Source organism: Novosphingobium sp. 9U, assembly GCF_902506425.1.
In the GTDB taxonomy this organism is placed as follows: domain Bacteria; phylum Pseudomonadota; class Alphaproteobacteria; order Sphingomonadales; family Sphingomonadaceae; genus Novosphingobium.
Genome location: NZ_LR732536.1, coordinates 1 through 2,776 on the forward strand (window position 1 = coordinate 1; position 2,776 = coordinate 2,776).

General features: G+C 58.0%; 3 protein-coding genes and 1 pseudogene. 3 read left to right on the plus strand and 1 reads right to left on the minus strand.

Going from position 1 to position 2,776, the window contains the following annotated elements; translation table 11 throughout:
• A partial coding sequence (locus GV044_RS20775; RefSeq protein ID WP_201299187.1) for a cadherin-like domain-containing protein occupies positions 1-1,277 on the minus strand: 1,277 nt, incomplete at its 3' end.
• A gap of 291 nt (positions 1,278-1,568) precedes the next feature.
• Between GV044_RS20775 and GV044_RS22490 the strand changes: the two genes are divergently transcribed.
• The 3 genes and pseudogenes from GV044_RS22490 to GV044_RS20785 all read left to right on the plus strand — a co-directional run.
• A complete protein-coding gene (locus GV044_RS22490; protein WP_236555156.1) occupies positions 1,569-1,793 on the plus strand; it encodes a transposase in 225 nt (74 codons plus the stop codon).
• A 64-nt stretch (positions 1,794-1,857) separates the two neighbouring features.
• Entirely contained in the window at positions 1,858-2,166 is a 309-nt protein-coding gene (locus GV044_RS22935; RefSeq protein ID WP_371741662.1) for a transposase, read from the plus strand.
• A 123-nt stretch (positions 2,167-2,289) separates the two neighbouring features.
• A pseudogene (locus tag GV044_RS20785) lies at positions 2,290-2,776 on the plus strand (IS3 family transposase); the annotation flags it as partial.

Here is a 2,776-nt window from a genome sequence, read left to right on the forward strand (position 1 = left end):
TTGAGCGCCGCGGTCAGTGCGTCCTTGTTGGCGTCAGTGTCATTCGCAAGGACGTTGCCGTTGCCTGTCTCACCAGAAACGATCGTCAGCGCATCGCTCTTTGCCTCAGGCGCCGTGTTCTGCACAGCCTTGGGTGATACCGTCACCGACACGGTAGCAGTCGACGATGCCTTGCCGTCGGTGGCGGTGTAGGTGAAGCTGTCGGTGCCCGAGAAGCCCTCAGCAGCCTTGTAGACATAGTTGCCATCGGCTGCGAGCGTGACGGTGCCGTTTGCAGGCCCGGACTTGAGCGCCGCCGTCAGTGCGTCCTTGTTGGCGTCAGTGTCATTCGCAAGGACGTTGCCCTTGCCCGTCTCACCAGAGACGATCGTCAGCGCATCCTCGTATACCTCGGGCGCCACATTTAGCGATGGTCTAGTTGCAGTTGGTTGTCCCCCTGCAGCCAGAGCGTCGATCTCCTCGATGGTCGCATTGAGGTTATCGGTCCCGCCCATGTAAAAGACCACCGTAGTCGACTCGCCGGCTCCCAACGTGCCCAGCTTGAAGTTCAAGTTCATGGTCACATCGGTCTTAGTGACCGTTCCAACCTTCTGTGCGACAGACACTCCGGCGTCGTAAGGGTCCTCGTTGATGAAGCCGTACGTTGTAGCAACCGCGCGGGTATCGCTGGTGTAGAGGAAGATCGGGTCGCTCGTCGCGCTCGCTCCAGCTGTGACTAGTGCCCCCCCATCACCCTGCCTGACGATCTTGTTAACCGTCGAATAGCCTTCGACCAAATCAGGATCGATGGCGCGCAAATAGCGTACATCGCTCATTGCTTCAGATGAATTGTTGGTCAAGGTGACTTCAAAGCGAACGTACTTGGCGTCTTCAGTCAGCGTGATTGTCTGATCAACGCCAAGCTTTTCCGTGGTCGCGCCCTTCCAATTAGCTTCGGCGACACCTGCGGCAGAGCCATTGCTGCTTTTCCCGGCAATTTCGGTGAGCCCGGCCAATTCCTGATTAGAATGAACGTAAGTTTTGCCGTCGGTCTTGTAGCCGATGTTGAAGCCTTCAATTGGCGCCCCGCGCACCACAGCATCGCGCATAGCAGCCTTACCCGTGCCAAACCCGTCGGTGTCTGCCAGCAGTCCGACACGCTTATAGGTCAAATCATGATCTACTCCTTCTGGAGCAGAGTACCGGCTGCCGATGTTTCCGCTGCTGTTCACCCCGACGGACAAATACTTCCCTTGGAGGAAGATCTCATTTCCGACCATCTTGTTAATCAAAGTCATGCGTCGATCCTCAAAGGCACCAGCAGCGTTGCCGCTCTGCGCGTTTCGTTCTGTCGATCACATACCCCCCCGGGCAGTGTTCAGTGCAATGATGAGCATGTCATCGCGCTCTCTAATTGCCCGGTGGCAAGTTACGAAATGTCCTCACAAATCCGGTTTCCAGGACGTTCATAATTAGACTAATCTTTGTGCGTGATCATTCCAGCCTCCTTGCTAAACGCGGATCGTTAACTAGGCCCTGTTGACATAGTGAATCCCCGAGCGTGGTGATCTCTGATTCAAGACTGCCTTTTGGAGGCGGAGTTCGACCGAGGCGATCTGTCAGACGAGGAATGGGCAGTCGTTGGGCTGCTGCTGCCTTCTGAGCGGGGCCGCAAGGCTAGGCCTGCGAACGACAATCGGCGGTTTCTCAACGGCATGCTGCATGTTTTGCGGGTTGGTTGTTCCTTGGCGCGACATGCACGAGCGCTACGGCAAGTGAAACTCGGTCTATTTCCGCTTCCGCCGCTGGGCTGAGCAGGGTGTGTGTGGGATGCTCTCTACCCTCGTAAATTTAGGGCTGACCGATGACTGGCAGCACATGATCGATAGCACAATCGTTCGCGGCCACTCTCAGGCAGCGGGTGCTAAAGGGGGACCTGCAAGGAGGGCTTTGGTCGAAGCCGCGGCGCTTTACGAGCAAGATCCATGCCCGCTGCGACGGTCAGGGACGCCTCTTGGCTTCGTCCTGACGAGCGGCGAGGTCTCGGACTACAGGGCTGTGCCGGCCCTGCTCGACATGCCCGTCACCATGCCCAAGGCTCTGCTTGCCGACAAAGGCTACGACAGCGACGGCGTTGCGAAAACCTGCTCTGGCGAGGCATCCTGCCGATCATTCCACCCAAGGTAAACCGCCGTGAGCCAGCAATTTGCGACTTCAGGCGAAATCGTGATCGCAACCACGTCGAGCGCTTGTTCAGCAGGCTCAAGCAATCGCGCCGCATCGCCACCCGCTACGACAAAACTGCCTCGTCGGAAGGTGTACGGTGGACTTGGTGTCGGCGAGCTGCGACGGGTTAAGCAGCTCGAAGAGGAGAACCGCAAGCTCAAGCAGTTGGTTGCGGACCTGAGCCTGGACAAGCACATCTTGCAGGACGGTTTATCAAAAAGGGTCTGACGCTTGGGCGGCGGCGCGAGCTTGTTGCGCACGTCCAGGCGTCTCGCGGGGTGAGTGAAAGGCGTAGCTGCTCGGTGCTCGACGCCGAGCGATCTTCGGTGCGCTACACCTCGCATCGACCGGACTAAACGCCATTGATGATGCGCATTCGCGATCTGGCTGCGACGCGTACGCGGTATGGCTTCTTCAGGATCTATATCCTGCTGCGCAGGGAAGGATGGCAGGTGAACCATAATCGCGTTTACCGGCTTTACCGGTAGGATGGACTGAGCCTTCGGCTCAAGAAGCCGCGGCGCAACGTCAGTGCTGCCAATCGTGAAAGGCAGCCTGCAGCATCGGCGGC